Origin of the sequence: Pseudomonas putida, from assembly GCF_028682395.1 — a bacterium.
Lineage (GTDB): Bacteria > Pseudomonadota > Gammaproteobacteria > Pseudomonadales > Pseudomonadaceae > Aquipseudomonas > Aquipseudomonas putida_AB.
Genome location: NZ_JANHLC010000002.1, coordinates 416,317 through 442,024 on the forward strand (window position 1 = coordinate 416,317; position 25,708 = coordinate 442,024).

Annotated in this window: 24 protein-coding genes; 10 read left to right on the top strand and 14 right to left on the bottom strand. The window is 64.5% G+C overall.

The features are described 5' to 3' along the window. The first annotated feature begins 458 nt into the window (after positions 1-458). Complete coding sequence (locus NPS46_RS07210; protein WP_274105743.1) at positions 459-833, top strand: DUF3077 domain-containing protein; 375 nt, start codon at positions 459-461, stop codon at positions 831-833. 89 nt (positions 834-922) lie between these two features. Here the strand turns inward: NPS46_RS07210 and NPS46_RS07215 are convergent, their stop codons facing one another. The 10 genes from NPS46_RS07215 to NPS46_RS07260 form a co-directional block, all read right to left on the bottom strand. Beyond that, on the bottom strand, positions 923-1,801 hold the full coding sequence (locus tag NPS46_RS07215; RefSeq protein ID WP_274105744.1) for an SDR family oxidoreductase: 879 nt from the start codon (positions 1,799-1,801) through the stop codon (positions 923-925). A gap of 64 nt (positions 1,802-1,865) precedes the next feature. Further along, positions 1,866-3,017, bottom strand: a complete 1,152-nt coding sequence (locus NPS46_RS07220; RefSeq protein ID WP_274105745.1) for an acetyl-CoA C-acetyltransferase — start codon at positions 3,015-3,017, stop codon at positions 1,866-1,868. Between the two features lie 3 nt (positions 3,018-3,020). After that, a complete protein-coding gene (locus tag NPS46_RS07225) occupies positions 3,021-4,079 on the bottom strand; it encodes an acyl-CoA dehydrogenase family protein (protein WP_274105746.1) in 1,059 nt (352 codons plus the stop codon). A 10-nt stretch (positions 4,080-4,089) separates the two neighbouring features. Beyond that, entirely contained in the window at positions 4,090-5,253 is a 1,164-nt protein-coding gene (locus NPS46_RS07230; RefSeq protein WP_274105747.1) for an acyl-CoA dehydrogenase family protein, read from the bottom strand. A 9-nt stretch (positions 5,254-5,262) separates the two neighbouring features. After that, a complete protein-coding gene (locus NPS46_RS07235) occupies positions 5,263-6,015 on the bottom strand; it encodes an enoyl-CoA hydratase family protein (RefSeq protein WP_274105748.1) in 753 nt (250 codons plus the stop codon). After that, positions 6,012-7,136, bottom strand: a complete 1,125-nt coding sequence (locus NPS46_RS07240; protein WP_274105749.1) for an NAD(P)H-dependent flavin oxidoreductase — start codon at positions 7,134-7,136, stop codon at positions 6,012-6,014. Before NPS46_RS07240 ends, NPS46_RS07235 begins: the two co-directional genes overlap by 4 nt. After that, positions 7,133-8,050: an enoyl-CoA hydratase gene (locus NPS46_RS07245; RefSeq protein WP_274105750.1), complete on the bottom strand. Its 918-nt coding sequence runs from the start codon at positions 8,048-8,050 to the stop codon at positions 7,133-7,135. The genes NPS46_RS07240 and NPS46_RS07245 overlap by 4 nt, the downstream gene beginning before the upstream one ends. Positions 8,051-8,065: 15 nt before the next feature. After that, positions 8,066-8,860, bottom strand: a complete 795-nt coding sequence (locus NPS46_RS07250) for a CoA-transferase subunit beta (RefSeq protein WP_274105751.1) — start codon at positions 8,858-8,860, stop codon at positions 8,066-8,068. A 12-nt stretch (positions 8,861-8,872) separates the two neighbouring features. Beyond that, positions 8,873-9,748, bottom strand: coding sequence for a CoA transferase subunit A (locus NPS46_RS07255; protein ID WP_274105752.1), 876 nt, complete (start codon positions 9,746-9,748; stop codon positions 8,873-8,875). A gap of 14 nt (positions 9,749-9,762) precedes the next feature. Next, a complete protein-coding gene (locus NPS46_RS07260; protein WP_274105753.1) occupies positions 9,763-10,653 on the bottom strand; it encodes a VOC family protein in 891 nt (296 codons plus the stop codon). 192 nt (positions 10,654-10,845) lie between these two features. Here NPS46_RS07260 and NPS46_RS07265 point away from each other — a divergent pair, with 192 nt between their 5' ends. The 4 genes from NPS46_RS07265 to NPS46_RS07280 are packed head-to-tail and all read left to right on the top strand — an operon-like array spanning position 10,846 to position 14,573. Further along, on the top strand, positions 10,846-12,018 hold the full coding sequence (locus tag NPS46_RS07265) for an acyl-CoA dehydrogenase family protein (RefSeq protein WP_274105754.1): 1,173 nt from the start codon (positions 10,846-10,848) through the stop codon (positions 12,016-12,018). Then, complete coding sequence (locus NPS46_RS07270) at positions 12,015-13,208, top strand: acyl-CoA dehydrogenase family protein (protein WP_274105755.1); 1,194 nt, start codon at positions 12,015-12,017, stop codon at positions 13,206-13,208. Before NPS46_RS07265 ends, NPS46_RS07270 begins: the two co-directional genes overlap by 4 nt. 21 nt (positions 13,209-13,229) lie before the next feature. Next, a complete protein-coding gene (locus NPS46_RS07275) occupies positions 13,230-13,691 on the top strand; it encodes a nuclear transport factor 2 family protein (RefSeq protein ID WP_274105756.1) in 462 nt (153 codons plus the stop codon). 3 nt (positions 13,692-13,694) lie between these two features. Next, complete coding sequence (locus NPS46_RS07280) at positions 13,695-14,573, top strand: SDR family NAD(P)-dependent oxidoreductase (protein ID WP_274105757.1); 879 nt, start codon at positions 13,695-13,697, stop codon at positions 14,571-14,573. Between the two features lie 348 nt (positions 14,574-14,921). Here the strand turns inward: NPS46_RS07280 and NPS46_RS07285 are convergent, their stop codons facing one another. From NPS46_RS07285 to NPS46_RS07295, 3 genes are read right to left on the bottom strand one after another with little or no spacing between them, the layout of a single operon-like run. After that, positions 14,922-15,557, bottom strand: coding sequence for a nuclear transport factor 2 family protein (locus NPS46_RS07285; RefSeq protein WP_274105758.1), 636 nt, complete (start codon positions 15,555-15,557; stop codon positions 14,922-14,924). Further along, the gene (locus NPS46_RS07290) at positions 15,557-16,330 is read right to left on the bottom strand and encodes an SDR family NAD(P)-dependent oxidoreductase (RefSeq protein WP_274105759.1); all 774 of its coding nucleotides are present in this window, start codon (positions 16,328-16,330) and stop codon (positions 15,557-15,559) included. The genes NPS46_RS07285 and NPS46_RS07290 overlap by 1 nt, the downstream gene beginning before the upstream one ends. An 11-nt stretch (positions 16,331-16,341) precedes the next feature. After that, complete coding sequence (locus NPS46_RS07295) at positions 16,342-17,076, bottom strand: SDR family NAD(P)-dependent oxidoreductase (protein ID WP_274105760.1); 735 nt, start codon at positions 17,074-17,076, stop codon at positions 16,342-16,344. Positions 17,077-17,342: 266 nt separating this feature from the next. Here NPS46_RS07295 and NPS46_RS07300 point away from each other — a divergent pair, with 266 nt between their 5' ends. The 5 genes from NPS46_RS07300 (at position 17,343) to NPS46_RS07320 (ending at position 24,282) form a co-directional block, all read left to right on the top strand. Beyond that, complete coding sequence (locus NPS46_RS07300; protein ID WP_274105761.1) at positions 17,343-18,176, top strand: alpha/beta fold hydrolase; 834 nt, start codon at positions 17,343-17,345, stop codon at positions 18,174-18,176. Positions 18,177-18,754: 578 nt separating this feature from the next. Beyond that, positions 18,755-19,834: a hypothetical protein gene (locus NPS46_RS07305; RefSeq protein ID WP_274105762.1), complete on the top strand. Its 1,080-nt coding sequence runs from the start codon at positions 18,755-18,757 to the stop codon at positions 19,832-19,834. Then, a complete protein-coding gene (locus tag NPS46_RS07310) occupies positions 19,828-20,334 on the top strand; it encodes a hypothetical protein (RefSeq protein WP_274105763.1) in 507 nt (168 codons plus the stop codon). Before NPS46_RS07305 ends, NPS46_RS07310 begins: the two co-directional genes overlap by 7 nt. Further along, the gene (locus tag NPS46_RS07315) at positions 20,334-21,152 is read left to right on the top strand and encodes a sulfotransferase family protein (RefSeq protein ID WP_274105764.1); all 819 of its coding nucleotides are present in this window, start codon (positions 20,334-20,336) and stop codon (positions 21,150-21,152) included. The genes NPS46_RS07310 and NPS46_RS07315 overlap by 1 nt, the downstream gene beginning before the upstream one ends. A gap of 49 nt (positions 21,153-21,201) precedes the next feature. After that, complete coding sequence (locus tag NPS46_RS07320; protein WP_274105765.1) at positions 21,202-24,282, top strand: autotransporter domain-containing protein; 3,081 nt, start codon at positions 21,202-21,204, stop codon at positions 24,280-24,282. A gap of 122 nt (positions 24,283-24,404) precedes the next feature. On the opposite strand, the gene NPS46_RS07325 is transcribed toward NPS46_RS07320, so the two are convergent. Further along, positions 24,405-25,637 carry an NADH:flavin oxidoreductase gene (locus NPS46_RS07325; protein WP_274105766.1) on the bottom strand — a complete coding sequence of 411 codons (1,233 nt, stop codon included), beginning with the start codon at positions 25,635-25,637 and terminating at the stop codon, positions 24,405-24,407. Positions 25,638-25,708: the final 71 nt, after the last annotated feature.

The window sequence follows — 25,708 nt, forward strand, 5'->3', positions numbered from 1 at the left end:
ACCTCGGAAGAAATCAATACGCTGTCAGGTATACGGCCCCGCCCTGGCGGGCACATCGTCAAAACGGACGGGGTGGCCCGAGCAGCGCTTCACCGGCGTCCACCCGAGAGGCGCCGGCGCAGGGCAGCGGCGACCGGAAATCGAGAGGCCGCTTTAGCGCTTTTCATCGAGCGAAATTTCCTAGAAACTTCCGGCGGCTTGTGCCCAATAGCGCGCATGGCTAGGCTTCGACTCGTCACTGCAAACAGTGATCGGGTTTAGTCGCCCGGCATGACACATTGGGCGTATGCGCCACTTTCTAGCTCAGTCGTTTTCGTCTGTGTTTATGGTGGCTGTGCGCAGGGCACCTTCGGGTGCGCCGGGTTCCCAATGTTCCGGTCGACTAACCTGCGTACGGCTGCCTCCCCTTCGTTTAGTCGCGATTGCCGGCAGCTCCACTTGAACATTGGAGCTTGACCATGAAGAAAATCGTCCCCGACCCACCCTGTACGCCCCGCCAGTTACTGGCGCTGAAACTCGCCAGCCAACGCATCCGCGAGGCTCTGGCCAACCAGCCCGAACGTCCTGTCTTTGCCCCCTTGAACGCCACCGTGGCCACCTCGGTCGGTGACCATTCGTTGTTTGCCGTCAAAGCCGGGATCCCGGCCGAACACGCGCTGGTACACCTGGCCCTGCTGCTCAAATGCGCCGAGGAAGTCGGCGATGCCGTGACCGAGCAAGGCAGCGGGATCGAGCCGGGGCTGATCGGCTCGATCATTCACACGGTAGAAATGGCTCGCACTGTGGTCGACGCCCTGCTGGCCGGCAACCGGCCCGGCGCCACTCACCGCTAGCACACGCCCGCCCTGTCCCGGTTGTCGGCGCGTAAACGCCTGGATAGGTTTCCCAGGCGTTTGGCACGGCCGCCAGGGCGATCGGTGTGTTAGCTGCCCCAGACTTTCTGCGCCGCAGGCGCTTGCGCCACCAGCGCATCGAGCGCCGCGCCAATTTCGTCCACGCGCCACAAGGCGCCCTTGTCGCGGGTAACACCGGTCCGCCAGCCGTCCCCTAGGGAGAGCCGTCCACCCTGGCTTTCGATCACCTGCCCGGTGACATGGGCCGATTGGCTGCTGCCCAGCCACACCACCAGCGGCGCAACGTTTTCCGGCGCCCAGGCGTCGAAGCTGTCGTCCTCGGGTTTCTTCACCACATCGGGCATGGCGCTTTCGGTCATGGAGGTGCGCGCCGCCGGGGCCAGGGCATTGGCGGTCACGCTATAGCGGGCCAGTTCGGCAGCCTGCACCAGGGTCAAGGCGGCAATGCCGCCCTTGGCCGCCGAATAGTTGGACTGGCCGATGGAGCCCTGCAAGCCGGCCCCGGAGCTGGTGTTGATAATCCGCCCGTCCACCGGCGTACCGGCCTTGGCCAGGTCGCGCCAGCGGCGGCCGAGGATATTGGCCAGGCAGTAATGGCCCTTGAGATGCACGCGCATCACCTTGTCCCAATCGTCTTCGGTCAGGCTGATAAACATCCGGTCGCACAGCACCCCGGCGTTATTGACCAGCACATGCACTTCGCCAAAGGCGGCCAGGGCGGCGTCGACAATGCGCTGGGCGGTCGCAAGCGTGGTGATGTCATCGCTGTTGGCAATGGCCTGGCCGCCGCTGGCGCGAATCTCGCCGGCCACGTCTTCGGCGGCATCACCGCGAATATCATTGATCAGCACATTCGCGCCTTCGGCGGCGAAAGCCAGCGCATAGGCACGGCCGAGCCCGCCGCCGGCACCGGTGATAATCACGGTACGGCCGTTACAAATAGCCATGGGGGTCACTCCTGAACGTGCCGAGCCACACGGATGGGCCCGGCGTTAAAGGGAAAACGCCTGCCTACAGGCGTTCGATAATGCTGACGTTGGCCTGCCCGCCGCCTTCGCACATGGTTTGCAGGCCATAGCGCCCGCCACTGACTTCCAGCTCATTGAGCAGCGTGGTCATCAACCGCACGCCGGTAGCACCCAGTGGATGGCCCAGGGCAATCGCCCCGCCATTGACGTTGGTACGCGCCGGGTCGTAGTCCAGCTCCTTGGCCCAGGCCATCACCACCGACGCGAAGGCTTCGTTGATTTCCACCCGGTCGATATCGGCCATGCGCAGGCCGGCCTTTTCCAGGGCGCGGCGGGTCGCGGCAATCGGCGCCGTGAGGTGCCAGATCGGGTCGTCGCCCAGCACCGTCAGATGATGGATACGCGCCCGCGGCGTCAGGTCATAGCGCTTGAGCGCGGCTTCGGAGACCACCAGCAAGGCCGCCGAGGCGTCGCAGGTCGAACTCGACACCGCGGCGGTAATCGACGGATACCGCGGGTCGACCGGCTCCAGGCTGGCCATTTTTTCCAGGCTGCTCAGGCGCGGCGTTTCATCCACGCTCAGCCCTTCACAGGCGACGATCTCGCGGACAAAACGCCCGCTGTCGATGGCCGCCAACGCGCGGCGATGGCTCTCCAGGGCAAAGACTTCCATCTGCGCGCGGCTGATCTGCCAATGGTCGGCGATGCGCTGGGCGGCATAGAACTGGTTCACCGGCTGGTTGCCAAAACGCGCTTGCCAGCCCCGGCTGCCGGAGAACGGGTCGGGGAAGCCCAGGGGCTGCCCAGCGAGCATGGCCGAGGCAATCGGGATCTGAGTCATGGTCTGCACACCCCCGACCGCGACCACGTCCTGCATGCCGCTCATCACCGCCTGGGCGGCAAAATGCACGGCCTGCTGCGACGAACCACACTGGCGGTCGACCGTGGTGCCCGGCACGTTCAGTGGCAGGCCGGCGGCCAGCCAACTGGTGCGGGCGATATCGCCGGCCTGGGAACCGATGGTGTCGACGCAGCCGAAAATCACGTCGTCATAGTCTTCGGCCGGGATGGTGTTGCGCGCCACCAGCGCCTTGAGCACGTGGGCGCCCAGGTCGATGGCGTGAATCTCCGACAGTGCGCCCTTGCGCTTGCCCGTAGGGCTGCGCAGGGCATCAACGATATAGGCCTGGGCCATGGTTTACTCCTCGAAGGTGTGGCCCGGGCCCAGCCGGGCCTGATCGCCGAACAGGTACTCGGCGACACGGGACTTGTGGAAACCGCGATCCCCCCAGGACGCATCCAGGCTCCAGGCGCGCTTCATAAACATTTGCAGGTCGACTTCCCAGGTGTAGCCCATGGCGCCATGCACCTGGATCCCCTTGCGCGCCGCCAGCCAGCTGGCTTCGCAGCAGGCCAGGCGCGCCTGGGACACCCACAGGCTGGCAGCGGCTTCGCCGTGGGCCAGGCCGTGGGCTGCGCGGTACAGCACCGGCTTGGCCATTTCGATCTGCCGGGCGACATCGGCCAGGTGGTGCTTGACCGCCTGGAAGCTGCCGATCGGCTTGCCGAACTGTTTGCGCTGGGCCACATAGTCCACTGACAGGTCGAGCATGCGCTGGGCCAGCCCGAGCAATTGCCCGGCCACCGACAGCGCGCCACGGTCGAGCAGTTGCGCACCCAGTGCCCGACCCTCCTCGCCCGAGGCCAGGCAAGTGGCTGCGCTCGGGGTCCAACTGACCCGGCCCAGGCGGCGCGAGGCATCGATGCTCGGATTGGCCTCGACATCGACCTCAGCCCGACTCACCGCATGCACTTGATCGCCGTCCAACAGAATCAGCACTTCGGCCAACTGGGCATCGCTGACCAACAGATTGACCGGGTGCCCGATGGCCAGGCGCAGGCTGCCATCGGCAATCCGTGGCAGCAGGCGCTCACGGGCCGGATGGCCGTCGCCCAGGGCACTGAGCAGGCCGGCCGCAACATAGGCGGTGTCGGCCAGGGAATCGGGGATCGCGTAGTAGCCCAGTTCCTGGGTCATCAGCGCCCAGGCCACATCGTCCATGCCCAGGCCGCCAAGCGCTTCGGGCACCGACAACGCGGTGAGGCCCTGAGCGGCGATTTTGTTGCGCAGGTCGGGCGAGCGCCCGACATCGGTTTCCCAGATTTCCCGGAGCATTTCCGGCGCGGCTTCGGTCATCAGAAAACGGCTGATGGCCTCGCGAAACGCGAGCTGGTCATCGGTAAAAGTGAAGTCCATGGCCCGCTCCTTACTTCGGCAAACCGAGCATCCGCTCGGCGATGATATTGCGCTGGATCTCGTTGGTGCCGGCGTAGATCGGCCCGGACTGGGCAAACAGGAAGCCCTCCAGCCAGCCGGCCGCATCCCCGGCCGCCGGGGCCTTGGCCAGCAATTCGCCGCGAGCGCCGAGAATGCGCATGGCGGTCTCGTGCATCTTCAGGTCCAGTTCCGACCAGACAATCTTATTGATACTCGACTCGGCGCCAATCGCCTCGCCCCGGCTCAGCCGGCCGACCGTGTGATAGGCCGACAGCGCATAGGCTTCGGCGCCCATCCAGGCCTCCATTACCGCCTCACGCAACCCCGGATCGCGGTCCGCGCTGTCACGGTGGGCCTTGTACAGCTCCACCAACTTGCGGGCGGTGTGCTGGAAGCGTGCCGGCGAGCGCAGCAACAGGCCGCGTTCGAAACCAGCCGTGGCCATTGCCACATGCCAGCCCTCGCCCTGGGCGCCGATCCGGTTGGCCACCGGCACCCGCACATCGTCGAAGAACACTTCGGCAAAGGCGTCCTTGCCGTTCAACGCCTTGATCGGGCGAATGCTCACGCCCGGCGCGTCCAGTGGCACCATCAGGAACGACAGGCCGTGGTGACGGCTGGAACCGGGCTCACTGCGAAACAGGCCAAACAGCCAGTCGGCGAAGATCGCCCGAGTCGACCAGGTTTTCTGGCCGTTGAGTACATAGTGGTCACCGTCGAGCAAAGCCTTGCTGGTGATCGCGGCCATGTCGGAACCGGCATTGGGTTCCGACCAGCCCTGGGCCCACATCTCCGCGCTGGCGGCCATGGGCGGCAGAAAGCGCTGCTTCTGCGCCTGGGTGCCGAACTCCATCAGGGTCGAGCCCAGCAACAGCTGGCCATTTTGGTTGACGCGCATTGGCGCGCCGGCGCCGTAGTATTCCTCTTCGAAAATCAGCCACTCGATCAGGTCGCAACCGCGCCCTCCCAGATCGGCCGGCCACATGACCATCGACAGGCGACTGTCGAACAGCTTCGCCTCCCAGGCCCGGTGCTGTTCGAAGCCTTCGCGGGTGTCATAACTGGCCAGGGGCTCGCGCGGCAGATGCTCGGCCAGCCAGGCCCGGACCTCGGCGCGAAAGGCTTGCTGTTTGGCGGTATAGGTAAGTTCCATGGCGTTCCCTCAGAACTTGGCGTCGCGTTTTTCGACGAAGGCCCGGCGGGTTTCCGCCGAGTCAGGACTGCTGTAGGCCTGCAGGGTGAACCCCTGCTCCCAGCGATATTTGTCTTCCAGGTTGCCGTCCTCGATACCGTTGAGGGCTTCCTTGGCGATGCGGATCATCTGCGGGCTTTTCTCGGCAATGCGCGCGGCTATTTCCAAAGCCGTCTCGCGCAATTGCGCTTTGCTGACCAGGCGTTCGATAAAGCCATACTGCATGGCTTCGGGCGCACCGATGGTGGCGCCGGTAAAGAACAGGTAGCGCACCTTCTGTACCGGGAACAGGCGTTGCAGGTGGGCGCCGCCGCCCATGGCGCCACGGTCGACTTCCGGCAGGGCAAAGGTCGCGCACTCGGAGGCGACCACGATATCGGCGGCGCCGGTAATCCCGATCCCGCCGCCCAGGACAAAACCGTGTACGGCGACGATCACCGGCACTGGGCTGCGGTGTACCGCCTTGAAGGTCGCGTAGTTGCCGGCGTTGACCGCCACGATGCGCTCCGGATGGGCGTCCAGTTCCTTGATGTCGACACCGGCACAAAAGCCACGGCCCTCGGCGCGGATCACAATCACCCGGACCTCGGGGTTCGCACCCAGCGCATCGAGGTGCTCGGCCAGGGCTTGCCACTCGCGGCTATCGAGGGCGTTGACCGGCGGCTTGGCGATCACCAGTTCGGCGATGCCGGCATCGATCTGTGAAGTAAAGGCCGAATTCATAGGGGTTCTCCAAGACTCGCCGGGCGAGTCGCTTCGGGGTTGGCCGGGGCCGTAGTGCGCCGGGCCAGCAAGGCGTCCAGGCAGCGCTCCGCTTCGTCGGCAATGCCTTCGATCACTTCGCGGCAGCTGTGCAATTGACCAATGGCCGCAGCGACCTGGCCGCTGGGCAAAATGCCTTCGTCAGGCTGGCCGTCGACCATCGAACGCTGCAACAGCACCGGTTGGTTGGCGGCCATCACCACCTGGGACAGCGCGCCGGGGTCCTCGCGCAGGGCCTGCACAAACACCCTGGCCATATGGCCCAGGCTCATGCCGGTCTGCTGTTTCCAGTGCCAGGCGCTGGCCAGCGCAATGCGTAGGCGACCGAACGGGCCGGCCTGTTCGAGGCGATTGATAAAGGGGTTTTCGATCATCCGGTGGCGCATGCCGTCCACCGCCAGGGTGACGCGCACCTGCTGCGGATCGGCGACCTTGAGGTAGCGCTCCAGGGTCGCCGCAGGTGTCGGCGATTCGCGCGTCATCAGAAAACGCGTGCCCATGGCGATCCCCGCCGCGCCCGCCGCCAGGGCCGACGCCAGGCCGCGCCCGGTGGAGTAGCCGCCGGCCGCAATCACCGGCACGTTGACGGCCGCCAGGACCTGGGGCAACAGGATCGAGCTGGGCACGCCGCCGGTATGGCCGCCGCCCTCACCGCCCTGAATGGTGATCATGTCCGCACCCAGCTCGACGGCCTTGAGCGCATGTTTGAGCGCACCGACCGTGGGAATGCACAGCACCTTGGCCGCCTTGAAACGGGCGATGGTCTGCTTGTCCGGGCCCCGTCCGTAGCTGACGGCGCGCAGGCGGTACTGGATGGCCAGGTCCACGCATTGCGCGGCATTGTCCTGGAACATATGGAAGTTGAGGCCAAAGTTACTGCCGCCGGTGGCGTCGATGACCTTGCGGATCTCACCTTCCAATGCCTCGGCGGCAATGGTCGCCCCGGCCAGAAAACCGAAGCCGCCGGCCTCGGTGGTGGCGATCACCAGGTTGGCGTCGGCCACCCAGCCCATGGCCGTTTGCACAATCGGGTAGCGGCAGCCCAGGGCCTGGGTCAGCGGTGTATCGAGCCAGCCGCTCATGCCGACGGCTCCCCGTTACTCGCCGCGCGCTTGTTGGCCGCGACCATGCCCTTGGCATCGAAACCGCCCAGCTTGTCGCCGCTCAGCAGTTCGTTGTGCGCATGGGCGAAGTGATGCCAGGCAAAAGCCGCATCCATGGCGCTGCGCTTGCCTTGCAGCTCCTCGACGTGATTGATCGCCTGCTTGGTCAAGGCCAGGCCCATGCGCGGTTGCTGGGCGATCACGGCGGCCAGGGCATAGGTGGCCTGCTCCAGCCCGTCACGCGGCAACACACGGTTGACCATACCCAACTGGTAGGCGCGCTCGGCGCCCATGCGCTCGCCGGTAAACAGGAACTCCTTGGCGATACGTGGGTTCATTTCATAGGGGTGGGCAAAATATTCGACCCCCGGAATCCCCATGCGCACCACCGGGTCCTGGAAAAACGCATCGTCGCTGGCGACGATCAGGTCACAGACCCAGGCCAGCATCAGCCCACCGGCGATACAGGCACCGTGGACCATGGCGATGGTCGGCTTGGGCAGCTCGCGCCAGCGCCGGCACATGCCCAGGTAGACCTCCTGCTCGCGGGCATAGAGCTGCTCGCCGCCGGGCTTGTTGGTGTGATCCCACCACAGGCTGGCGCGCTCGAAGGGTTTGTTGATGTCGCGCCCTGGCGTGCCGATATCATGGCCCGCCGAGAAGTGCTTGCCGTTGCCGCGCAATACGATGACTTTGACTTGGTCATCGTTGACCGCCTGGCGAAACGCGGCATCCAGCGCGTAGGTCATCTGCGAGTTCTGCGCGTTGTTGAAGGTCGGCCGGTTCATCGTCAGCGTGGCGATACCATCGGCCACGCCATAGAGCACCGGCTCTTCGGTCTCATAGACCGCCTGATCGTCGCGGACCACGAATTCACTGTCGCTGCTGTGCATGTCAGTCCCCTTGCCTCAGGTGCGGATGCCGGGCGGATTGCCCTTGATCGCCGCCGCGCGGTAATCGTGGGGATCGAGCCGGCGGATCAACGCCAACTGCTCGGCGGTGGGGTGCACGGTCTCGCACAGGTGCGCCGACTTGAGCAACGGGAAGCCGGTCTTGTCCTGCACTTCATCGAAGCTCACACCGGGGTGCAGGCTGCGCACCTGGGCGGCGCGGTCGCGTCCGTCGAAATCCAGGGTGCACAGGTCGGTGACGATCAGGCGGATATCCATCAGGTCGCGCCGCGTGCCTTCGGGCCAGCGCTCGGCCTTGAAGCCGACGCCGGAGACCATGTCCACTTCACCGCTGACAAAGACCCGGGTGTTATGGTTGGGCACAAAGAACGAATTGAGATGGTTGATGCTGTTGCCCGGCAGGCCGCGCACGCCGAGGATCGCGGTTTTCGGCTTGCGGTAGTCACCGACGCACGACAGGTTGGTCTGGCCCCAGCGGTCGATCTGAGTCGGCCCGATCATGGCGTGGCGACGCCCGCCCCAGACGCATTCGAACACCCGCTCAAAGGACATGTAGCCCGAATAGCGCGGCACATAATCGCCACGCGGTCCCAGCGGGATGGGCTCCTCGACCAGGAACGCTTCGCTGTCGGTCATCAACAGTTCCGGGCTGTGGGTCAGCTTGGCCAGGCTGGCACCCAGGCGCGGGATCACGCCCAGGCCCGAGGCGATCACTTCGCCATTGCCGCGCCAGGCTTCGCAGGCGGCGACAATCATCAATTCCGCGAGGGTGAAATCACAGGTAGCAGACATTTTCCATCCTCCTCAGAACACGGGCAGGGGCAAGGCGCCCATGCGTTCGGCACCGCCGTTGCTGGCTTGGTAAGCCTGTTCGCCCGGCGTCACATAAGTCGCGACATAGTTCGCCCAACCGCCCTCTTCCTGACTGCTAGCCACGTATTGCTTGAGATGAGCCAAGTCCCAGCCGTAGTCGGATGGGCAGGACGTCGGGTGTGCGCCCAGCGGCGCATGGACCACGCCGGTCACCAGGTAGCGCTCGAAGGTGTTGAACCGCGCCTGCTCGGCGCTCAGTTCCAGACGTTCCTCCAGGTGTTCGCAGGAGACAAAGCAGCGCTCGGCCGCCCGGGCAAACAGATGATCGAAGTACGGATCGGGGCCGGTAACCAGGCAGTTGCCCAGGCGATCGGCGCGATTCACATGCAGGAAGGCCATGTCCAGGTTCAGCGCCGGCATGGCCAGCAACACCTCACCGTCGGCGTAAGGCGAGACGATGGTTTTCAGCTCGGGATTGAGCCGCGTGACATCGGTGGCCAGGCCGCAGCGGGTCGGCAGGAACGGCAGGCGCATACCGGCGGCGCGCAGCCCCCACTGGAACATGCCTTCGTCCAGTTCCAGCAACTCCAGCTCGCCGGCTTCACGTGCCTTGCGGTAGTAGGGTTCCAGCGGGATCGCATCGAGCGTGGCGAAGCCGAAGATCAGTTTCCTGACCTTGCCGGCCGCGCAGAGCATGCCCACTTCCGGGCCGCCATAGGCGACCACGGTCAGGTCCTTGACCGGCGAGCGCAGGATCTCGCGCACCATGGCCATAGGCTTGCGGCGCGGGCCCCAGCCGCCAAAGCCGATGGTCATGCCATCGCGCAATTGGGCGACCGCATCGGCCGCCGTCAGTTGTTTGTTCATATGCACACTCCTTCTTATTGTTGGCCGACCGAGAAGTCGTGCCCCCAAATGCTCACGCGGGTGAACTCGAAGGCCGAGTGTTCGGCCCAGTCGACTTGCAGCCCGCCGTAGCCGTATTCCAGGTCGAAACCGGACGGCGTTTTCATGTAGAAACTGGTCATGCGGTCGTTCAGGTGCTGTCCCAGGGTCGCCGAGAGCTTGGCGGCGTGGCCTTGCATGCGGTCATGGGCACGGCCGACTTCGGTCATCGAATCGACCTCGACCATCACATGCACGCAGCCCGAAGGCACCGGGTATTCGGCCAATGCCAGGCTGTGGTGGCGGGCATTGCGGCAATGCAGGAAGTGGATGCGGATCGGCGCCGCCGATGGATCCGGGCGGAAGTTGAAGATGTCCGAGAGTTCAAAGCCCAGGACGTCCTTGGCAAAAGCCAGGGTCGCATCAAAGTTCGGCGCTGGCAGCACGGTGTGGCCCAGGCCCATATCGCCAGTGATAAAGCGCGGCACGCCCTGGGGCGAGACAAAGGGCTGGCAGTCGGAGCGATGGCCCCAGCTCAGTTCGTGACGGTTGCCGGACGGGTCGAGCACACTGACCAGGGCCTGCACGCCACGCTGCTCGATGTCAGTTGCGCTGCCCACCTGCCACTCGACCCCGGCGGCCTCCAGGCTAGCCAGGGCCTCCTTGAACGCGGCTTCCGAGCCCAGTTCCCAGCCGGACGCCAGGTAGCGAGCCTCGCTGCCCTCGACGATCAACATACGAAACGGCCGTTCATCCATCTTCACGTACAGACCGCCGCCGGGCGCTGGCTGCACCTGCATGCCCAAGACATCCTCGGCGTAGCGCTGCCACTGGCTAAGGTTCTCGATCTGCGAGACGAAATAGCTCAAACCGCGAATATGGATCATGCCGTTCTCCTGGTGACTGAATTCAGTGCGTGGCAGGCATTGTGCGAATCGACAGCGCGCTCTTCATCGTCCGTTGAGACTACGCAAACCCGCGGGCAGGCCCGGCCGGCGGACTAGTCCGTTTCAATGATTCGAGCGCCCGGGTGGCGCCCCTAGACTCGGCCTCTATCTGTCCCCTGCCGAGAGCCCGCCATGGAGTTCGCCTTTACCCCGGAACAACTGATGATCGAGGAGACCGCCGCGCGGTTTCTCGCCCAGACCTGCGACTCCCACGCCGTGCGCCGAGCCATGGACAGCGTCGAGGGCTATGACCCGCAGGTCTGGCAACGGATCGGCGAGGAGCTGTACTGGCCGGCCCTGATGATTCCCGAAACATTCGGCGGCCTGGGCCTGGGCTTTGTCGAACTGGCGATCCTGCTGGAGCAAAGCGGCCGGCATCTGTTGGGCTCGCCATTCTTCGCCACGGCCGCCCTGGCAACCCCGGCGCTGATGCTCAGCAGTAACCCGGCGGTGCAAGCCGACTGGCTGGGGGCGATTGCCGCCGGGGCGACCCGCGCGACCCTGGCCTTTGCCAGCGGCCCGGGCTGGGATGCCGACAGCGTGCAGGCCGTGGCCACGCCCGACGCGTCGGGCTATCGGCTCAACGGCACGTATGCCCAAGTCCTCGACGGCGCCCAGGCGCAGTTGCTGATCGTCGCGGCGCGCCTGCCCGCCAGCACGGGCGAGCACGGCATCAGCCTGTTTGCCCTGCCGGCCGAGACGCCGGGAATCAAGCGGACCGCCCTGCCCACGCTGGATCAGACCCGGCGCCTGGCCCGGATCGAACTGCACGATGTGCAACTCGACAGCTGCCATCTGCTGGTCGAAGTCGGCCAGGGCTGGCCACTGCTGCGCGACACCCTGCACATCGGCGCCATTGCCCTGGCCGCCGAGCAGACTGGCGGCGCCCAACAAAGCCTCGACCTGACCCTGGCCTATATTGCCGAGCGCCAGCAGTTTGGCCGGGCCATCGCCAGCTTCCAGGCGATCAAGCACCGCTGCGCGGACATGATGCTGGCCCTCGAATGCGCCCGCTCGGCGACCTACTACGCCGCTTGCGTGGCCCAGGAGCGCCTGGCCCCCGAGGGCGAGCCACAGGTCGCAGCGGCACTGGGCGACGCAGCCGCGACGGCGCAGATCCATGCCAGCGAGGCGTTTTTCCACTGCGCCGCCGAGTCGATCCAGTTGCATGGCGGCGTCGGTTTCACCTGGGAATACGACCCGCATCTGTATTTCAAACGGGCCCGCGCCAGCGAGCAGTTGTTCGGCCATCCGACGCTGCACCGTGAACGCCTGGCCGCACGGATTTTCGGAGAACAGCCATGAAGATCGGATTCAACGCCGACGACGAAGCGTTTCGCCAGACGGTCGCCGCCTGGATGGAACAGCACCTGAAGGGCGACTTCGCGCCCTTGCGCTTTCGCGGCGGCCCCGGCGACGAGCACAGCTTCCCCGAGGAGCGCAAAGCCTGGGAACGGCTGCTGGCCAGTGGCGGCTGGATCGGCGTCGGCTGGGCGCCGGAGCACGGCGGACGCGGTTTGAGCCTCAGTCGCCAGGTGATTTTCCACGAGGAATATGCACGGGCCGGTGGCCCCGGGCGCATGGGCCATATCGGCGAAGGCCTGGTCGGCCCGACACTGGCCGCATTCGGCACAACTGAACAGCAGGCCCGCCTGCTGCCGGGCATCCTCGCCGGGACCCAGTTCTGGTGCCAGGGCTATTCGGAACCGGGCGCCGGCTCCGACCTGGCCAACGTCAAGACCCGCGCCGTGCTCGACGACAGCGGCGAGCACTGGCTGATCAGCGGGCAAAAAGTCTGGACCTCCCTCGCCCACGAGGCCGACTGGTGCTTTGTCCTCGCTCGCACGGAACCGGGCAGCAGCGGCCATCACGGCCTGTCGTTCCTGTTGGTGCCCATGGCCCAGGCGAGCATCCGCGTCCAGCCGATCCAGCAACTGACTGGTACCAGCGAATTCAATGAGGTGTTTTTCGACCAGACCCCGACCGCCACGGCCAATCTGGTGGGCAAGCCCGGCGATGGCTGGAAGATCGCCATGGCCCTGCTCGGCTTCGAGCGCGGGGTCTCGACCCTGGGCCAGCAAATGCAGTTTCACAATGAGCTGGATGAAATCATCCGCATCGCCAAAGACAACGGCGCCGCCCGCGACCCCATCCTGCGTCAGCGCATCGCCCAGGCCTGGGCTGGGCTCAAAGTGCTGCGCTACAACTCCCTGCGCATGCTCTCCGGCCCCCAGGATGGCAGCCTGCGCAAAGAGGCCATGATCTACAAGCTGGCCTGGTCCACCTGGCACTTGGAGCTGGGCAAGCTGGCCATGGACGTGCTGGGCAGCGAAGCGGAAATCCTCGACGCTGGGCCCTATGCACTGAGCCGCCTGCAATCGCTGTTTCTGTTTACCCGCGCCGACACGATCTACGGCGGCAGCAATGAAATCCAGCGCAATATCATCGCCGAACGCGCCCTGGGCATGCCCCGGGAACCGCGTCTACGCGGCTGACTCCGCGAAGAGGAATCGCCCATGGACCTGCAACGCCACATCGAACAGCTTCAAGCCCTGGAAAGCATCCGCCGGCTCAAGCACCGTTACCTCAATGCCTGCGACATGAAGCAGGTCGACGATATCCGTGCCTGCTTCGCCGAAGGCACGGTGCTGATCGACTACGGGCCACTCGGCACCTTCCATGATCGTGACAGTTTTATCCGGCTGTTCCAGGACCTGGCCTGCCACGCCCGGGTGATCGATCTGCACCATGGCAGCAACGAGGAAATCGAACTGCTCGATGCCGACCATGCGCGGGGCCTGTGGGCGCTGTATTACTTCAATATCGACCGCGAGACCGGCGCCACCCGCCAACTGGGCGGCCAGTATCACGACCGCTACCAGCGCATCGATGGCCAGTGGAAGATCGTCGCCACCCGGGCCGTGCTGCATTCACAAACCAGTGGCCAGGGCCCTGCCGCTACGACCGGGGGGGCCTGAGCAATGGCCAGTTCTTCACCTAAAGTCGCCGTGGTCACCGGTGCCAGCCGGGGTGTCGGCAAGGGCATCGCCCTGGCCCTGGGCGCCGCCGGGATGACCGTCTACCTGAGCGGGCGCTCCCTGGACCACAGCACCAGCACCCTGCGCGGCCAGCCCTTGCCGGGCAGCCTGCTGGAAACCGCCGAGGCCGTGACCCGCGCCGGAGGGCTGGGCATCGCGGTGGCCTGCGACCATGGCGACGATACGCAGGTCGAAGCGCTGTTTGCCCGGGTCGAGCGCGAATGCGGGCGCCTCGACCTGCTGGTCAACAATGCGGCCCTGCTGCATGAAAACCTGATCGACCCGGGGCCGTTCTGGGCCAAGCCACTGGCACTGGTGGACATCCTCGATGTCGGCCTGCGTTCGGCCTATGTCGCCAGCTACCACGCCGCACCGTTATTGGTGCGCGGCGGCGCCGGGCTGCTGGTGTTTATCTCCTCGTTTGGGGCCGGCTGCTATATGCACGGCCCGGCCTACGGCGCGCAAAAAGCCGGCTGCGACAAGCTGGCGGCCGATATGGCCGTCGATTTCGAAGGCAGCGGCGTGGCCACGGTCTCACTGTGGATCGGCCCGCAGCGGACCGAGCGCACAGCCATCGCCGTGCAGGCCCGCGAGGCAGAGTACGAAGCCTTCCTCGGCCAATTGGAAACCCCGCAGTTCAATGGACGGATCATTCACGCCCTGCTGGAGGACCCGGCGCGCCTGGACCTGAGTGGCCAGACCCTGATCAGCGCCGAGCTGGCTGCGGGCTATGGCATCACTGAAGACGCCGGGCGCCAGCCCCCCTCCTACCGCGAGATGCTCGGCGCGCCTCGCCAACAGCATCCGGCGCGGGTGATCTGAGCAGAACTGCGCTGGCAGGCACGGGCCAGCGCAACTGCTGCGCAAACTGCAGGCGCGCCAGGGCAGATACCCTCCACGGTTTCAGGATTGCTCCAAGAGCCCATTGACAAGATCACATTGCCTATCGGCGGGTGTATTGCGTTGAGGATGAACGCCTCGCCATCCTGCTATTGGCCATTGGCAAACGCCAACACCTAGCCGCCTATAAGTAAGCCGCCAAACGCTCGCAGCGCATCAAAATCCCTCACACGTTACCCGCCGCAGACTCAATGCAACGCCGCCATGCCTTGGGAGGTGGCGGCGTTTTTTTATCGAGTGAGCGCCGTGTCCCGGCACACACCCATGCGACTAACGCACGCGAATCTTCGGGTCGCCCGCACCACGGCGCAGCTGACTCAAAAAGCCCTCCAACGGCGCAGGCTCGGCAATCTGCGGCAAGGCATCCTTGTCCGGGCGCTGGGCCCAGAACGCATCCCATGACGGAAACAGCTCATGGAAACTCCCTGCGTAAGGCTCGCGCCCCGGCCAGCGCATTTTCAAGCCGCCAATCGGTGGTTTGTTCAGGTCCGTGGCGTACCAGTAGCACGGCAGGCGCCGGCGGAAACACCAGCGCCCGTCGATCCGCTCGTAATCGTCCCAGTAGAGCATCTGCATGATCACCCACTCGGGGCCAGTCTCATGCTCGTTCTTGGAATAGACCACACCCGTGGCATGGTCCGGGTCGCTGAACTCGATGAGGTGCTGGCCCAGATGATGGGAGGTGCCGTGGAACTGCTTGCGCATGGTCTCGTCGAGCCAGGCCTTGAGATGGGCGCGGCCGGTCTTGTCGCGACCGACCCGTACATCAGGGGCAAAGCAGTTGGCCATGGCGTCCATATCGCGCATATCCAGGCTCAGGGCATATTTGCCGGCCAGTTGGCGAATGGCATCCAGGGATTCCAAGCGATCGAGCCGTTCGAGCAAGGCGTGGCTATCGGCACTCATCAGTCGAGCACCGTGTACAGGTCGGAGCTGCGCCCGCCATCGACCACCAGGCTGGCGCCGGTGACATAGGAAGCCTCGTCGCTGGCCAGAAAGAGGATGGCATTGGCCAGTTCCACCGGCAGGCCGACCCGCTTCATCGGGATGACTTTCTCGGTATTGGCGCGGGCTTTCTCATCGCTGAGCATACCGGCGGTGGCCGGGGTGTCGACCACACCGGGCACGACCACATTGCAGCGGATATTCAAGGGCGCCCCTTCACTGGCCGCCGCGCGGCTGAAGTTGATCACCGCCGCCTTCGCTGCCGAGTAGCCGGCCATCCAGGCAGTGCCGAACAGGCCGCAGATCGAAGCCAGGTTGATGATCGAACCACCGCCCTGGTCTTTCATCAAACGCATGGCCGTGCGCGTGCCCCAGAACGTGCCGTCGACAGTGGTGGCAAAGTTGGCGTGCCAGTCGGCGGTCGAGGTGCTTTCGATGCTGCCCCAGGTGTAGGCCATGGCATTGTTGACCAGGATATCCAGACGCCCGTGACGCTGGGCCGCACCTTCCAGAGCGGCGACATAAGCCTGTTCATCGCTGACATCGGCCACGGCCACCTCGGCCTTGCCCCCGAGCCCGACAATCCGCTCGAGCACCGCTTGCAGCGGCTCGACGCGCCGGCCGCAGAGCACCACGGTCGCGCCCTCTTCGGCAAAGCGCAGGGCAGTGGCTTCACCGATACCGGAACCGGCGCCAGTGACAAAAGCGATCTTTGCTTGCAGACGTTTACTCATTGCTTATCCCCTTAGATAAAGGCCATGCCGCCGTTGACCGCGATGTTCTGCCCCGTCATAAAGCTGGCGTCGTCGCTGGCTAGGAACACCGCCACGCGGGCGATTTCGTCGGTCTCGCACATGCGCCCCAGCGGGACATTCTTGAGCAGGGCCTGCATGTGTTCGTCGGGAATGCCAGCCATCATCGGCGTATTGGTCGGGCCCGGGACCAGGGTGTTGACGCGGATGCCGCTGGCAGCCAGATCCCGGGCGATGGAACGGGTCAGGCCCATGACACCGGCCTTGGATGCGCAGTAGTGGCTGGGGCCTTCCCCCGTCAGCGCCGCGGTGCTGGAGAGGTTGATGATGGCGCCCTGGCGACCGCCCTTGACCATCAAGCGCGCGCCCTCGCGGCAGCAGAGAAAGGTGCCGGTCAGGTTGACATTGATGACCCGCGCCCAGCTCTCGTCCGGGGTTTCCAGAAAACTGTCCAGCGCACCGACGCCGGCATTGTTGACCAGGATATCGAGGCCGCCGAAATGCGCCTCGGCCTGGCTCATGGCCGCGCTCACCGAAGCGCTGTCGGCCACATTGCAGGCGAGGGCCAGCACGCTGCTGCCCAGGTCGGCGAGGCCGTCGGCCAGGGCACTGTGGTTCAGATCGACCGCCACCACCTTCGCGCCTTCGGCGACAAACCGCCGGACCATGGCCTGGCCCATGCCCTGGCCGGCACCGGTGACGAAAGCGACTTTATTCTGCAATTTCATGGATCACTCCTGGGTTTCGTTGCCTGGGAGCCCACCAGCACGACGGCAGGCCTACCACCCCATGATTGGTCGGTGCCCGCCCCCGGGGCATCGTCCGATAGGACTAACGCGGCGTCTGGTCTAAATGGACGATGCCCCCATGGCAGGCGCGGCGGACGATCCCGCTGGCGAAAGCCGGAGCGGGTGTACACCGCACACACCCCTTCAAGTTCAGGCCGGCCCGCCCGGTGATCGCCCCTTGAACCCGCACATTCTGGAGAAAACTCATGAACCAACCCGTCGACCTGCCCCTGCCCACCGGCCACTACGCGACCCTGAGCAACGGCCTGCGCCTGCATTATCTGGACGAAGGCAGCGGGCCGGTGGTGCTGTGGCTGCATGGCAGCGGCCCGGGGGCTAGTGGCTTCAGTAATTTCAAGGGCAACTTCCCGGCTTTTGTCGAGGCCGGTTACCGCAATATCGTCCTCGACCTGCCAGGGTTCGGGCGTTCGGACAAACCGGACGACGTGCAGTACCACCTGGAATTTTTTGTCAGTTGCGTGGTGGACCTGCTGGAGCGTATCGATGTACCGCGCTGCACGGTGCTCGGCAACTCCCTGGGCGGCGCGATTGCCCTGGGTATGGCCCTGCTCAAGCCCGCGCTGATCGAAAAATTGATTCTGCTGGCACCGGGTGGCGTCGAAGAGCGCGAAGCCTATTTCCGCATGGAAGGCATCGTGCGCATGGTCAACCTATTCAGCGCCGGCCCTATTGGCCTGGAAGAAATGCGCAGCATGATGCGCCTGCAACTGTTCGACGATTCGATCCTGCCGCAAAGCCTGCTCGAAGAGCGGGTCGCGGTGGCGCAAACCCAGCCGAAAAACCTGTTCAGCACCATGATGGTGCCCAACATGGAAGCGCGCCTGGGCGAGATCCAGGCGCCGATCCTCGGGTTCTGGGGCAGCAACGACAACTTCAACCCGGTCAGTGGCGCCCAGCGCATTATCAATGGCACCGCCAATGCGCGGTTTATCGTGCTCAATCGCTGCGGCCACTGGGTCCAGGTCGAGCATCGCGAACTGTTCAACCGCACGTGCGTGGACTTCCTCACCCACGGCTAGTACGCCAAGGCGGCAGGCCGCAGAACGGCGTAACCCTGCCGTTCTGCGACACCGCAACCCAATGCCCGGCAGTGCCTACCTGCACTGACACGGTGACCCCGAACCCAATCGAGCCGGCTGCCCCCCCATGGCGACGGGCCCAGAAAACCGCCAGTTGACCGCGCAGACCGACTAACTGCCCGCAGCAAAACCCGCCCTGACGGGCTCCAGCCTTGAAAACGCGCGCACTTTCCCCCTGCCCGGCCCTCCTTCACTGTCGACGTTGGCGGATACACAGCGGGCAAGCGGCTGCATCACTCCAGAAAAGTGCGCCGCCAGCCCCTGAAAACATTGGGAATCGAAAACACTGACATCAATATCCAACGGCTTCCTCGGGGCAACCGGATCGATCCGAAAATTACCTATTTCCAGTGATATCTAATAGCCATACTTCTGTCGTCAAATGCTCGCACGAAATACCCAATTTATACGGTGCAGCTACAGCGACGGTGGCCGACGTCCCTACGCCTTGTATAACGCTTCGAAAGGGTCGAACTCGGGCCTGGAGTGTTCTGCTTCGATCTCATCAGAGTCATCCTATGCTCAGTGATACTGAATTCTGGAAGCTGCTGCGCCAAGAGTTTCTGCCGTTTCGCCCCAGCCAGTACGACCTCACCTCGGTCTGCAACCTGACGTGCGAAGGCTGCCTGTTTTTTTCCGGCGATGACTACCTTGGCCACAAGGATGTCACGGACCTGCAGCGCATCGAGGCGTTCTTCGCCAGCGAAGGCGCCCGGGGCGTGCGCTTTGGTTACTTCGCCGGGGCCGAGCCCTCGCTGGCCGAGGACAAGCTGGTCATCGCCAGCCGGCACATTCCCTATGGTGCGGTGTTTACCAATGGCATCAAGCGCCTGAGCCGCGAGATCGACTATCGCGTGCATGTGTCGATCTGGGGCAACCCCGAGCGCAGCCGCGAGTTGCGCGGGGCCGATATCATGGCCAAGCAGATCAGGAACTATCGCAACGACCCCAGGGCGGTGTTTGTCTTTACCCTGACCGCGCGCAATCTCGACGATATCCCGTACATCGCCCAGGTCTGCGCGGACAACGACCTGGCCCTGACCTTCAACCACTACAGCCCGACCGCCAAGTACCGGGACTTCATCACCAGCGGCGCCGGGGCCGACCAGTACCACCTCACCAGCACGGCGGACGACAACCTGGTGCTGGGCGCCGACCATCTGCGCGAGGCCCGCGACCGTATTGCCCTGCTCCTGCAGCAACCCGGGCAGCGCATCCTTTACAACCCTGAGTTCAACGAGCTGATCCACGACCCCGCGGGGCTCTATCCCGATGCCCAGGAGCCGGGTGCGGTAACCCGCGATTGCGGCGTACTGCTCACCCCGGCGCTGCGCCATTACCACACCGACCTGAGCCAGAGCAGCGGCAAATGCTGTACGCCCAACATCGATTGCGGCAGTTGCCGGCTCTATGCCCAATCCTTCGCCAGTGTGCTGACCCGCGCAACGCGCGAAATGCGCCAGGCGGACGGCCAGGCCCGGCTGATCAAACTCTGGCGCCTGTGGTGTGAACTCTTTTTGAATGACGATCGCCTGCGCTGGCAGCCGCCGGCGGCGAGCGTTACTTCCCGAACCCTGAGCGAGACGCTGCCGTGCTAGCCATTAGCGTGTTTAACGATCATCACATTTTCTGGGTCTGGCAACAGGTCACGCCGATGCTGCGCCAACAACTGGTCGACTTCTGGCGCGACAACGGTGCACTGCAAGATCCCTTCGAGGCGTGGCGCCGTACCTTCGAGGTGGCCTGCGTGGCCCTGGATGGCGCGGGACAGGTGGTCGGCGTCAGCTCGGTGTATGGCGCTTATGGCGCTGGCGCGCCGTACTGGTTCTATCGCACCTTTATCCGCGAAAACTGCCGCGACATGGGCCTGGCCCCCCGGCTGTTTACCGCGACCCGCGAGCAATTGGCCCTGGCCTATGGCAATGAAGCGGCGGGCCCGGTGGGGATGATGGTCATCTCCGAGAACCCAAAATTGGAAACACCCGCCGGCATCCGTATCAGCCAGCGCGTCGGCTTGCAGCACCTGGGCTACAACGAGCAGGGCCAAAGTGTCTGGCACCTGCTGTTCCGACCCTTAGCCCATGGGGAGCCAGCATGATGGCTGAGCGTACCCTGCATTTTATTTCCGGCCTGCCCCGTTCCGGCTCGACGCTGCTCTCGGCCCTGCTGCGCCAGAACCCGCGCTTGCATGCCCATATGAGTAGCCCCGTGGCCGGCCTGGTCCATGAGTTGCTCAATGGCATGAGCGGCAGCAATGAGTACGCCCTGTTTATCGGCGATCAGCAGCGCCAGCGCATCCTGCGCGGGTTGTTCGAGCAATTTTACGGCGAGGAGTTTACCCAGCCGGTGATCTTCGACAGCAACCGCGCCTGGTGCGCGCGCATGGCCTTGCTGCACGGCCTGTTTCCCCAGAGCAAGGTGATTGCCTGCGTACGCGAGGTGCCATGGATTATCGACAGCATCGAACGGCTGGTGCAGCGCAATGCACTATCGCCGTCGGCCATTTTCAACTTCCAGTCCGGCGGCACCGTGTACAGCCGTGCTGAAGGGTTGGCGGGTGCCGAGGGCATGCTCGGCTACCCCTACAACGCCCTGAAAGAAGCATTCTATGGCGCACACGCCAGCCGTTTGCTGCTGGTGCGCTACGAGAGCCTGGTCAGCAATCCGCAGGCCGTGCTGGATGGCATCTATGCCTTTATTGGCGAGCCGGCCTTCACCCACGACCTGCACAACATCCAGTTCGACGCGCAGGAGTTCGATCGGCGTGCCGGCACGCCAGGGCTGCATGAGGTGCGCCCCAGCGTGGAGGTCAATCACCGCGCAACCATTTTGCCACCAGATGTCTTCGCACGCTTTACCAATGACGCATTCTGGCAACACGCCAGTAACAACACTCAAGGGGTCAAGATTCTTTGAGTACGCGTTCAAAAAATACTAAAAACGACACAACACGGAGTTTCTGTAGATGAACAAGGGCATTTATCGGTTGGTCTGGAACAGCGGCATGGGGGCGCTGCAGGTCGTTTCTGAGGTCGCCAAGTCAAAAAGCTGCGGCGGCTCTGTAACGAGCAGTGGGCCAGGGGCGCGTACGTCGCGCAAGGGAACCCGAGCGGCCTGGCCGCTGGCCTTGCTGTCACTGGGAATTGCCTCTGCCGTCTGCGCGGCGCCCTATGACGTGACGACCGGCGCCGATGCTGGAGCCGGCTCGCTGCGTGAGGCGATGCTCAGCGGTGGGTTGCTGCACATCGACTCGGCTGTCAGCACCATCGCGCTGACCTCAGGTATCACCCTGTATGCCGGGCCGGTGGAACTGATCGCTAATGGCCCCTTGACCATTACCGGCCCTGGTTTGATTGGCAGTGGCCACGCCCTGGAGCTTGCGGGCAACGGCAATGGTTTCCTGACCACGACGATCACCGGGCAGTTCAACGGCCAAGTTGGCTCGGGCGGGACAAGCTCGGCCGGTACTCCTGGCCTTGGTGGTAGCGCGGCTGGCGGGGCCGGGACCCATGGCATGGTCAGCGCAGGTTCGGCGGCGATCAGCGGCTCGTACTTCGACCTGAGCAGCAACGCCACCCTCACTGGCGGCCATGGCGGCATCAGCCCCGTGCTGGGTGCCGGGGGTACTGGCGGAATCGGTGCTTCCGGTTGGGCGGGGCAAGTCGGGGGCGCCGGCGGTGCCGGGGCCAATGGCCAGGCGGCCTCTTCCGGGGGCGCGGGCGTCAGCGGTTATGCGTCCAGAGTAACCAATAGCGGGCTCATCTCCGGCGGCAACGGGGCCAACGGCGCGGCGGGCGGCATTGGCGGAGCCGGTGGCACTGGCGGCAATTCCACCGATGCAGCTAAATATGGCGGCGCAGGTGGAGCAGGCGGCCGCGGGGGTAACGGTAGCAACGGTGGCGCCGGCGGTAACGGCATTGAGGGCGGCACTCTCGAAATCGTCAACCGGGGCACCATCCAGGGCGGCAACGGCGGGACGGCGGGCGGAGGCGGCGCGGGTGGCGCAGGTGGCATTGCCGGGACCAGCACCAAACCCCCGGTGCCAGGCGTAGGCGGCATGGATGGCGTAGGCGGCGCAAACGGCCTGGCGGGCACCGCCGGTTCCGGCGGCATTGGTATCCTGTTGAGCGGGGACTCCTCCATCGTCAACTCAGGCACCATTTCCGGTGGCCTGGGCAATGGCGGCGCTGGCCCCCGCGCCAATGCGATAGAACTGCGCTACGGTGACAATACGCTGACGCTGGAATCCGGCTCCGTGATCAACGGCAATGTCGTCAGCTTCAGTGGCGGCTCCGATAAGTTGGTACTGGGCGGCGATAGCAATGTCAGTGCCAACATTTTCGATCTCGGCTCGCTCGGTGCCGTGGGGAATGCCAAGCAGTACCAAGGGTTCGGCAGCTTCGCCAAGGCTGGCAATAGCACCTGGACCCTGACCGGCTACGACAGCACGGGCAAAAACTGGGACGTGACTGCCGGCACCCTGATTCTGAGCAACAACGCAGAGCTGTCGGGCTCGGTGAACATCAACACCCCGGGCACACTCCGAGCCGGCAATAGCTATATCGCCGGCAACCTGTTCAATGAAGGCAAGCTGGTGCTAGACACCCCGGCGTCGGCGGCTGCCGCACTGGATATCGGTGGATCCTTCACTCAGAATAGCCTCGGCACGCTGCAGATCAGCGTCCTCAGTGACTCGCAGTACAGCAAGCTGTATATGGATGGCGATGCTTATCTGGACGGCAAGCTGAATATCGATGTCAAGCAAGGCAATACCCTCGCCCTTGGCAATATATTGACCGACATCATCCGTACCGATGGCACCATCACCGGGCAGTTCAGCGCGGTCACCGACAACAGCTTCCTGTTCAACTTCACCCCGACCTACCACATCGACAGCGTCGACCTGGATGTGGTGGCCGATAGCAGCGGCGGCGGCAATAGCGTTTCCGGCAGCGTCCAGGCCCTCGGCAATTCGCCAGCCCGGGGCGCCGCACAGGTTCTGGACAGCGTGATCGCGAGCAACCCCAATGGCGGTCTGGCTGGTCACTTCATTCCATTGAGCAGCGCCGAAGAAGTCTCGCGCGCCGTCAGCGAAAGCCTGCCCATGGTCAGCGGTTCCAGTGAAGCGGCCCGGACGGCGTTGAACGGTATCAACGGTGTGGTCCAGGCACGCAGCGAGCAGGTACGCGGCTTGTCCTCGGGTGATGTGGCGTTTACCGATCAGCACCTGTGGATCAAGCCGTTCGGCTCGTGGGCCGACCAGGAAAGCCGTGGCGGCGTGCCTGGGGTCAGCACTTCAGTGGGCGGCCTGGCCTTCGGCCTGGATGCCAGCCTCAATGAGCGCTGGATGCTCGGTACGGCCTTTGTCTATGCCAATGCCGATACCCGCAACAGCGGCGACAGCGCGCGGCAGAGCCTGAAAACCGATGTCTACCAACTGGTCGGCTATGGTACTTACCACCTGGGCGATAACACCGACCTGAACTTCCAGATCGATGGCGGCCAGAACCATAACGAAGGCAAGCGCGATATCGACTTCGCCGGGCTGAAGGCCAAGTCCAACTACGATTCCTGGACGGCCCATGCGGGCGTGTCGCTGGACCACACGATCAGCCTGGGCACGGCCACGCGCTTCACGCCTTCGGTACGGGCTGACTACACCTGGATCAAGGATGAGGCCTACAGCGAGAAAGGCGCCGAGGACCTGAACCTCAAGGCCAAGAGCCGCACCACCGACCAGTTCATCCTGGGCGTGGACGGCAAGCTGAGCCATGACCTGACCCAGCAGCTCAATGTGAGCGGCAACCTGGGTGTGGGTTATGACTTCCTGGCGGACAAGGACTCGATCACCAGCAGCTTTGCCGGTGCGCCGGGCGCGAGCTTCACCACCTACGGTGGCGATGCGCAGCGCTGGTTGGTACGCGGCGGCACCGGCCTGACCTACAAGGTCTCGGACCGGGTGCAGGTGGGCGTGCGTTACGACCTGGAAAAACGCAGCGACTACCTCAACCAGACCGCCTCGGCCGAGGCGCGCTGGGCGTTCTAAAACGCCTTCACCCCGTTGCGCCTTCAGCGGCAACGGGGTGAATGGGAGGCAAAATCTACGCCCTGTGAAAGCCAGCTTTCACAGGGCGTTTTGGTTTCCGGCGGCGGTGATCCGCGAGGGAATCATTGCCCCGCAGCAGGCTGGCGGTTCAGTTCGGCATCCCCGGGCGGGCCCAACACGCAGGACGTACCTCCGGGCGTGTACATCATCGCCACGCACCGATTGCATGCGGTGCAGATGGAATCCCTGCTCGCCCCGCTGGCCAGCCGATTGACGTAATCCTGCTCGGCCAGCAACACGCGCCCCATGGCAATCAAGTCAAAGCCCTCGGCCATGACCTGTTCGATGCTCGCCAGGCTTTTCGCCCCGCCCAGGTAGGCCAGTGGCATCTGCACGGCCGCACGGACCTTGCGCGCATGTTCGAGCAGATACAGTTCGTGGAACTCGACCACGGGGTCGTTGAGACGCTGGATGGCCATGGCCAGGGCGATTACCGGGTTTTTCTGTTGGACGCGGTTTTCCTTGGGGAAGGAGGAGCCAAACATGGTGGTGATCGACTCGACGTTCATCCCTGCGCTGAGCACCAGCAAGTGCGCGCCTTCGGCTTCGAGTTGACGAGCGATCTCGGCACCGTCCTCGGCACTGTTGCCGGCACGTACACCGTCGGTGATGCTGTACTTGCAGATCACCGCCAGGTCCTTGCCGACGGCATCGAGCACCGCCCGCAATACTCGGCGCGGAAACCGCAGGCGGTTCTGCAGGCTGCCGCCATACTGGTCGCGTCGCTTGTTGTACAGCGGCGAAATAAACTGGCTGAGCAAGTAGCCATGACCCATGTGGATTTCCACCGCATCGAAGCCGGCCTCACGGGCCAGCCGCGCGCCCTGGGCGAATTCGCGGATCACTTGCTGCATGTCGGCTTCAGTCATCTTCTGCTTGAGAAACATGCCACTGAGCATGCCAACCTTGTTGAAACCACCACTCGATGACAGCGGCCGCCGCGTCGAGCGCTCGCGAATAAAGGTAAAGCAGCCGCCATGGGTAATCTGTGCGCTGGCCAGGCCGCCTTCGCTGTGCACCGCGTCGGTCAGGGCCTTGAAGTGCGGCACGCTGCGCGGTTCGAGAATCAGTTGGTTGGGCAAGGTGCGGCCATCGCTGCTGACGGCGCAGTAGGCGACGGTGGTCAGTGCCGTGCCGCCGGCGGCGAGCGCGGCATTGAGCTTGACCAGTTGCTTGGAGGGCAGGCCCTGGGCGCTCATGCCTTCGTTGGTCGCCGCCTTGATAAAGCGGTTCTTCAGGGTCAGCGGGCCGATGGCAATCGGGCTGAAGGGTGAGGCTGGCTGTTGACGGTTCATGGCAGGCCTTTTTTTTGACAGCAGCTTATCGGAGAAAACCGACCACGTCGCCGAAGCCCGGCGCCGTGGTC

Coding starts and splice junctions, on each gene's coding strand:
- NPS46_RS07210 (WP_274105743.1), top strand. CDS start 459: ATGAAGAAAATCGTCCCCGACCCACCCTGTACGCCCCGCCAGTTACTG.
- NPS46_RS07215 (WP_274105744.1), bottom strand. CDS start 1,801: ATGGCTATTTGTAACGGCCGTACCGTGATTATCACCGGTGCCGGCGGC.
- NPS46_RS07220 (WP_274105745.1), bottom strand. CDS start 3,017: ATGGCCCAGGCCTATATCGTTGATGCCCTGCGCAGCCCTACGGGCAAG.
- NPS46_RS07225 (WP_274105746.1), bottom strand. CDS start 4,079: ATGGACTTCACTTTTACCGATGACCAGCTCGCGTTTCGCGAGGCCATC.
- NPS46_RS07230 (WP_274105747.1), bottom strand. CDS start 5,253: ATGGAACTTACCTATACCGCCAAACAGCAAGCCTTTCGCGCCGAGGTC.
- NPS46_RS07235 (WP_274105748.1), bottom strand. CDS start 6,015: ATGAATTCGGCCTTTACTTCACAGATCGATGCCGGCATCGCCGAACTG.
- NPS46_RS07240 (WP_274105749.1), bottom strand. CDS start 7,136: ATGAGCGGCTGGCTCGATACACCGCTGACCCAGGCCCTGGGCTGCCGC.
- NPS46_RS07245 (WP_274105750.1), bottom strand. CDS start 8,050: ATGCACAGCAGCGACAGTGAATTCGTGGTCCGCGACGATCAGGCGGTC.
- NPS46_RS07250 (WP_274105751.1), bottom strand. CDS start 8,860: ATGTCTGCTACCTGTGATTTCACCCTCGCGGAATTGATGATTGTCGCC.
- NPS46_RS07255 (WP_274105752.1), bottom strand. CDS start 9,748: ATGAACAAACAACTGACGGCGGCCGATGCGGTCGCCCAATTGCGCGAT.
- NPS46_RS07260 (WP_274105753.1), bottom strand. CDS start 10,653: ATGATCCATATTCGCGGTTTGAGCTATTTCGTCTCGCAGATCGAGAAC.
- NPS46_RS07265 (WP_274105754.1), top strand. CDS start 10,846: ATGGAGTTCGCCTTTACCCCGGAACAACTGATGATCGAGGAGACCGCC.
- NPS46_RS07270 (WP_274105755.1), top strand. CDS start 12,015: ATGAAGATCGGATTCAACGCCGACGACGAAGCGTTTCGCCAGACGGTC.
- NPS46_RS07275 (WP_274105756.1), top strand. CDS start 13,230: ATGGACCTGCAACGCCACATCGAACAGCTTCAAGCCCTGGAAAGCATC.
- NPS46_RS07280 (WP_274105757.1), top strand. CDS start 13,695: ATGGCCAGTTCTTCACCTAAAGTCGCCGTGGTCACCGGTGCCAGCCGG.
- NPS46_RS07285 (WP_274105758.1), bottom strand. CDS start 15,557: ATGAGTGCCGATAGCCACGCCTTGCTCGAACGGCTCGATCGCTTGGAA.
- NPS46_RS07290 (WP_274105759.1), bottom strand. CDS start 16,330: ATGAGTAAACGTCTGCAAGCAAAGATCGCTTTTGTCACTGGCGCCGGT.
- NPS46_RS07295 (WP_274105760.1), bottom strand. CDS start 17,076: ATGAAATTGCAGAATAAAGTCGCTTTCGTCACCGGTGCCGGCCAGGGC.
- NPS46_RS07300 (WP_274105761.1), top strand. CDS start 17,343: ATGAACCAACCCGTCGACCTGCCCCTGCCCACCGGCCACTACGCGACC.
- NPS46_RS07305 (WP_274105762.1), top strand. CDS start 18,755: ATGCTCAGTGATACTGAATTCTGGAAGCTGCTGCGCCAAGAGTTTCTG.
- NPS46_RS07315 (WP_274105764.1), top strand. CDS start 20,334: ATGGCTGAGCGTACCCTGCATTTTATTTCCGGCCTGCCCCGTTCCGGC.
- NPS46_RS07320 (WP_274105765.1), top strand. CDS start 21,202: ATGAACAAGGGCATTTATCGGTTGGTCTGGAACAGCGGCATGGGGGCG.
- NPS46_RS07325 (WP_274105766.1), bottom strand. CDS start 25,637: ATGAACCGTCAACAGCCAGCCTCACCCTTCAGCCCGATTGCCATCGGC.